Origin of the sequence: Streptomyces torulosus, from assembly GCF_001419765.1 — a bacterium.
Lineage (GTDB): Bacteria > Actinomycetota > Actinomycetes > Streptomycetales > Streptomycetaceae > Streptomyces > Streptomyces torulosus.
In genome coordinates, this window is sequence record NZ_LIRK01000379.1 from 1 (window position 1) to 6,204 (window position 6,204).

Genomic DNA, 6,204 nt, shown 5'->3' on the forward strand with positions numbered 1-6,204 from the left:
CTTCGAGATCGACCCCAGCGTCACCGCCGTCAGCGCCATCCTCATCGCCTTCGCCATCCTCGCCCTCGGCCTCGTCGCCCTGGTCCGCTGGCTCGGCTCCGGACGACAGGACTCCCTGATCTCGGTCGAGAACACGGTGGGAGTCGCCAACCCGGGAGGCGAGGCCGTATGACCACCGCCGCCGCCACCGCTCAGCGGCACCTGCTGTACATGACCGCCAACGGCTCGCTCAGCCCCGAGGGCGAGGATCTCCTCGTCGTCCAGCGAGGGGAGAGCCCGGACATCGACGACGCCGACGGCAGGCGCTACATCGACGGCCTGTGGGGGCCGGCCCATGTCGGCCTGGTCGTCGACCTGATCCCGCGCCGACTGCGCGAGACCGGCCTCCTCGTCCGCGTCTGCAACCGCTTTGTGCCGCTGATCGGATCCAGCCCTCGCTGATCAGCGAGGGCAGCCCCGTCGCCGGGCTCCTGGTGGTGCCCGGCCGCGCCCCTTCGAAACTTCCCGCTAAGGACCCAACATGAAGACAATTCCCTACTGGATAGAAACCGCAGGGGCGTTTCCCGACCGGTCCGGCAAGCCGCTGACCGAGGACACCGACCTGGTGGTCGTCGGCGCCGGCCTGACGGGTCTGTCCACCGCCCTGCACTCCGCCCGCAAGGGCGCCCGTGTCACCCTCGTCGAGAAGGGCCAGATCGGCTCCGGTGCCTCCGCCCGCAACGGCGGCATGGCCAACCTGGGCTTCACCATCGGCGTACGCCAGGCCATCCGCCGGTACGGACCCGAACGGGCCCGCGAGATCTACAACTCCTACGGCGAGGCCGTGGACACCGTCGAGCGGCTCGTGAACGAGGAGTCCATCGACTGCCAGTTCCGCCGTGTCGGACGCCTGGCCCTCGCGTCCCGCCCCGCTCACTTCGAGAACCAGAAGGCGCAGCAGCGCAACCTGGCGAAGTACTTCGGACATGAGACGACTCTGATCGGCAAGGCCGAGCTGCGTTCTGAGATCGGATCCGACGCCTACCACGGCGGGCTGCTCGACCCGTTCAGCGCCGGCCTGCACGTGGGCCGCTTCGTGCGCGGGATGGCCGAGGCGTGCGAGCGCACCGGTGTCGAGATCCACGAGCGCAACGCGGCCATCGGCGTGCGGCGTACCGCCGCCGGCCGGTACGAGGTCAGCACCGAGCGCGGTGTCATCCGTGCCGGGCAGGTCATGATGGCCACCGACGCCTACACCGACAAGAACTTCCCCTGGCTGCGCCGCCAGCAGGTCTGCGTGGGCAGCTTCATCATCGTCACCGAGCCGCTGGGCGAGGAACTCGCCCAGGACATCATCCCCAAGGCCCGCCTCCTCGTCGACTCCAACAAGGTCTGCCACTACTTCCGGCTCACCCCGGACAACCGGCTGCTGTTCGGCGGCCGCGCCCGCTTCGCACCGTCCGACCCCACCTCGGACAAGAAGAGCGGACAGGTCCTGTTCCGCGATATGTGCGCGACCTTCCCCCAGCTCTCCCGCACCAAGATCGAATACCTGTGGGGCGGCTCCGTCGGCTTCGCCATGGACCGCATCGTGCACGCCGGGCAGACCGATGACGGCGTCTACTACTCGATGGGCTACTCCGGCCACGGCGTGCAGATGGCCACCCACATGGGGCACGTCATGGCCGAGGTGATGGACGGCCACCCCGAGGTCAGCCCCGTCCGCGACATCGCCCCGCCCCGCATCCCCCTCTACAACGGCACTGCCTGGTTCCTGCCCTTCGCGGGCGCCTACTACAAGACGCTGGACCGCATCCGCTGACCGGTCGACAGCCGGCCTGGGCAGCACCGGAAGCCAAGAAGGTCCTCGCCGCCGGCCGTGCGCGGCCCAACCGCTCATGAGAAGGGCCTGTTGCCCGCCGAGAGACTCACCGACCTGCTGCGCGCCGTGACCGTGGAGCGCAGCTGTCAGGCCCTGGTCCCAGACGCACGATGAGCCTGGTCGAACCCGACCCGGTGACGCCTGGTATGTCCGTTCTCGATTCACATCGCTCCCGAAACCAACAGAGGAAAAGCATGTCGCTCCTGAAGACCATCGACACCGATCCCTCCTTCGCTCCCAGCGAGTCCGGTCCGCTGCCGGAACGCCTGATCTCCGGCGACCCGACCTACAAGACCTGGACCCAGGACACCGCCCGCGAGGGAACGATCAACACGGGTGTCTGGGAAGCCACTCCCGGCGAGACGCGCTCGATCAAGGGCGAGACCTTCGAGTTCTGCCACATCCTCTCCGGCGTCATCGAACTCACGCCGGAAGGTGGTGAGCCGGTGATCTACAAGGCAGGCGACAGCTTTGTCATGAAGCCGGGCTACGTCGGTGTCTGGAAGACCATCGAAACCGTGCGCAAGATCTACCTGACCGTGTCGTAACGCCGATCCCGCAGACACGATCGGCGTCGGGACCTCTCGAGAGGGCAACCTGGGCAACCTGCCCAGTAGACACATGTCCTCGATGCCCCGAGGACCGCGCTGCGGCAGAAATGCGGCTCAGCGACGGGGTATGCGGCGATGGGACCGTCGGCTGCCGCCCGGTCCCATCCGTACTGCTCGACGTCGCCGCGTGGAAAGCAGACGGGTACACGGAGGCCCAGATCGAAGAGGCCCTCCGTGCGCCCGCGGCCCGCAGGCGGTGGGTGGCGAAGCGCACCGCCAGTTCTCCAGCGCCCCGCGCAGACGGCAGCGGAACGTGGCGGCCGGCCCGGCTCGACGGCATGGTCCGGCCGAGCGTGCGAAGCCCCGTAAGGGCAACGGTGCGCACCGCAAGCAGAAGGACACCGGCAGCTTCAATCCTGGTGATCTCATTGCACGGGATCGATCTGCGACGGACAAGCGTGGAGAACTGCATCCGATCAGGTGCGAGAAGCGTTCGGCTATATCCGCGGTTGACCATAGAGAAGAGCGAAGCCAGCCGCAGAACACAGACCACGCTGGCCCACCACCAGCGGCCCGTCGGGTCTGCCGCCTCCGCCAGCCACGTCGCCACTGCCAGGCACGCGAAGAGCAGCGTCAAGACCCCGATCCATCACCAGTTTCTACGCCGGGCAGCAACGTCGAGACCGATCCATATCACCGGCACGCGCCAACCTTGGCCGTCCCGTAATGCTGCGATGGCGTCGGGTTCCACGGGCCCGAGGTGGTGCGGTGCGCTCCTCTCTGGTGCCGTTCTACGGGCGCGGGCGCGGGCGCGGGCGGTGAGGCGGGCGGGCAGGTGGTACAGCTTCATGCGGATCGTTTGCGGCTCGGCGGCGACGAGTTCGGGCTCGTCGTGCAGGAGAAGGAGCCGGGTGCAGGCGTCGAGATCGGCGGCGATCGTGGCGGCCAGCAACCAGGCGGCCAGGACTTCGAGGGCAGCAGCCCGAGGCTGACCCGTTTTATCGCTTTCACGCAGTCCTCGACCTCGGCGTGACCACGGTAGAGGGCGTCCACGAACCACACCTGCCTGGAGCCGGGAACCCCAGAAAGCCGTGGTGAGCGGGGACGTTCGTGGCGAGGATCTGGTAGTGCCAGCCGGTGTGTTTCTCGAAGGCGGTCAACTTCTTCGCATCCCGCCGCGAGGGCTTGAGCCGGCGCACGATCAGCCGCAACCCGGTCGGCCAGCCGGTCAGGTCGCGCAGGCAGGTCAACTCGGCGACATGGTAGGAAACCATGTCGCCGTCGGGTCCCTTGATCTCGTGGACCTTGCCGTCCTGCCGCAGCGCGGCCGTCCACACCTTCTCTGGCAGCAACGCGATGGCATGCTCGTCCGTGGCGTGACGGCCCAGCGGTCACCCAGCGCACCCGGCGCCGGCTCGTGGACAGCTGGCGGAGATGATCGAGCAGGGCGTGGCTGAAGGCCGCGCTCGATCCACGCCCGCGACGGGGGCGTCGATCGCCGCGAGAGCACGGCGCAAAGTGCTGTCCGAGACCGGTCGGCCTAAGGGGTCCTTTCAAAAAGCTGGGATCTTGCGGGCGAGGGTCATGCAGTGAGCGAGTTGGAGAAGGGCGTCGTGCATGTCGTCTCGGGTTTCCCAGCGGGTGCGTAGGCGGCGGGGGCCGTGGAGCCAGGCGATGGCGGACTCGGCGACCCATCGGATGCGGCCCAGGCCCGAGCCGTGCGGTTGCTCGCGCCGGGCTATCTTCGGAACGATGCCACGCTCACGCAGCCGACGGCGGTACAGGTCGTGGTCGTACCCGCGATCGGCATACAACGCGCGGGGCTTGCGCCGGGGCCGCCCCCGCTTCCCCCGCACCGGCGCCAGCCCGTCGACCAGCGGCAGTAGCTGGGTGACGTCGTTGCGGTGGCCGCCGGTCAGGGACACCCGCAGCGGGGTGCCGTGCTTGTCGGTCAGCACGTGATGCTTCGAGCCCGGCCGCGCACGGTCAACCGGACTCGGACCGACTTTTGGGCTGCTGCGCCCCCGCTTGGCCGGCACATGCGAGGCATCGACGGTGACGCGGGAGAAGTCCAGGCGGTCCGCAGCCCGCAACCGGTCCAGCAGCACCCGCTGGAGTTCCTCCCACACCCCGGCCTCCTGCCATTCGGCCAGCCGCCGCCAGCACGTGGGACCCGAGCCGAACCCCAACTCCTGCGGCAGGTACTCCCACTGGATTCCGGTGTAGAGGACGAAAGTACACCCTGCAGCGTCTTGCGGTCATCGATCCGCTTGCGCCCCGGGTACCGGAACCGCCGTTCATGCTTCGGCAGCAGCGGCTCGATCACCGCCCACAGTTCGTCGCTGACCTCCCACGGCTTCCGCCGGGTCATGGTCACCCCCACAAAGCACGGGATCACATACATCTTCACCGTGCCACAAGAAGATCTTTCTGCAAGGACCCCTAACACCGCCCGCCACTGGTACTGGAGTTGCTCGGCCTCCAAGATGTTCCTCGCACCGGGCACGATCGCGCAGGCCAGCTGGACCAGCACCGTGCCCCGGTCCCGCCCGGTGCCCCTCGGCAACGCCGCATTCAGCGCAGTGGCCAGGCCGACGCGGGTGGCAACCTTCCGCAGCAGCACCACGCCCGCGTGCCCGATCAGCTTCTTGCCGTCGGCCCGCACGGCAAGGCCGATGCTCCCAGCCGGTACTCCTCACCCGTTGGGTGCCTCTTCTTCGCGGTCTTCTTGATCTGAACAGTCCAGATCATCGCAGGTGGGAGGCACCCTTCTGCTGTCAGGGCGTCAGGCGATCGTTCCAGCTGAATTCATGAGGCTGATGCTACAGACAGTCAGGCGCGCCCCATCTACAGATCTGACAATCCTCCGGTCGCGCCACTGCCCAGAGAGTCGAGCTCGGCGCGCAAGGCGGTCATCGCACCGCGTCGGTGATGTGGTTGATGCAGACGACCTTGGGCTGGGTCATCTCCTCGAAGGCGAAGCGCACGCCTTCGCGGCCCATGCTGCCGTACTTGAACCCGCCGAACGGCATGGCGTCGAACCGGTAGTCGGACGAATCGTTGATCATCACTCCGCCTGCTTCCAGCAGCCGGGCCGCGGTCAGGGCGCGGTCCAGGCGCGAGGTGAAGATGCCCGCGTGGAGGCTGTAGTCGATGGCGTTGGCCTGCTCGATGGCGTCCTCGAAGGACGTGAACGGCTGCAGTACGACGACCGGCGCGAACACCTCCTCCTGCCAGATCGAGCAGGTCGCCGAAACCTCTTCCAGGACGGTCGGCGTGTACAGGGAGCCGTTGACGGTGTTGCCGCACAGCAGCACCGCGCCTGCGGCCACCGCCGTGTCGACCTTGGCCCGGGTGGCGGCCGCGGCCTCCTGGGTGATCATGGGACCGACATCCGTGCGCTCGTCGAGCGGATCGCCGACGCGCAGCAGCCTGGTGCGGGCGACGAAGGCGTCGCGGAAGCGCTCGTAGACCTCGGCCGCGATGAGGATCCGCTGGGTGCCGATGCAGTTCTGGCCCGCGGCCCAGAACGCGCCCGAGACACAGGAGGCGACGGCCTCGTCGAGGTCGGCGTCGTCCATGACGATGACCGGGGCGTTGCCACCCAGGTCCATGGCGAGCTTCTTCAGGCCGGCCGTGCGGGAGATGGCCTCGCCGGTGGCGAACCCTCCGGTGAAGGACACCATCCGCACGTCGGGGGCGGCCACGATCGCGGCGGCGATGTCCGCATCGCCGTTGACGACGGTGACGATCTCCTCGGGCAGGCCGGCTTCGATGAGGGTGTCGACCAGG

At 68.1% G+C, this 6,204-nt stretch carries 7 protein-coding genes; 4 read left to right on the forward strand and 3 right to left on the reverse strand.

Annotation, left to right across the window (positions count from 1 at the left end):
- The first annotated feature begins 168 nt into the window (after positions 1-168).
- The 4 genes from AOK23_RS50250 (at position 169) to AOK23_RS48040 (ending at position 3,445) form a co-directional block, all read left to right on the forward strand.
- On the forward strand, positions 169-441 hold the full coding sequence (locus AOK23_RS50250; protein ID WP_055715005.1) for a hypothetical protein: 273 nt from the start codon (positions 169-171) through the stop codon (positions 439-441).
- Between the two features lie 79 nt (positions 442-520).
- On the forward strand, positions 521-1,801 hold the full coding sequence (locus AOK23_RS25670) for an NAD(P)/FAD-dependent oxidoreductase (RefSeq protein WP_055715006.1): 1,281 nt from the start codon (positions 521-523) through the stop codon (positions 1,799-1,801).
- Between the two features lie 254 nt (positions 1,802-2,055).
- Positions 2,056-2,409, forward strand: a complete 354-nt coding sequence (locus tag AOK23_RS25675) for a cupin domain-containing protein (protein WP_055715007.1) — start codon at positions 2,056-2,058, stop codon at positions 2,407-2,409.
- Between the two features lie 838 nt (positions 2,410-3,247).
- Positions 3,248-3,445, forward strand: coding sequence for a hypothetical protein (locus AOK23_RS48040; protein WP_157878151.1), 198 nt, complete (start codon positions 3,248-3,250; stop codon positions 3,443-3,445).
- On the opposite strand, the gene AOK23_RS25680 is transcribed toward AOK23_RS48040, so the two are convergent.
- The 3 genes from AOK23_RS25680 to AOK23_RS25690 form a co-directional block, all read right to left on the reverse strand.
- Entirely contained in the window at positions 3,420-3,764 is a 345-nt protein-coding gene (locus tag AOK23_RS25680) for a hypothetical protein (protein WP_157878152.1), read from the reverse strand. The genes AOK23_RS48040 and AOK23_RS25680 overlap by 26 nt on opposite strands.
- Positions 3,765-3,965: 201 nt before the next feature.
- Positions 3,966-4,783, reverse strand: a protein-coding gene (locus AOK23_RS25685; protein WP_107102870.1) for an IS5 family transposase whose coding sequence is annotated in 2 segments (ribosomal slippage) — positions 3,966-4,648 and positions 4,648-4,783 — 819 coding nt in all. Because the reading frame shifts where the segments join, the coding sequence is not laid out codon by codon here.
- A 541-nt stretch (positions 4,784-5,324) separates the two neighbouring features.
- The coding region (locus AOK23_RS25690) for an aldehyde dehydrogenase family protein (RefSeq protein ID WP_157878153.1) at positions 5,325-6,204 on the reverse strand (880 nt) is incomplete at its 5' end.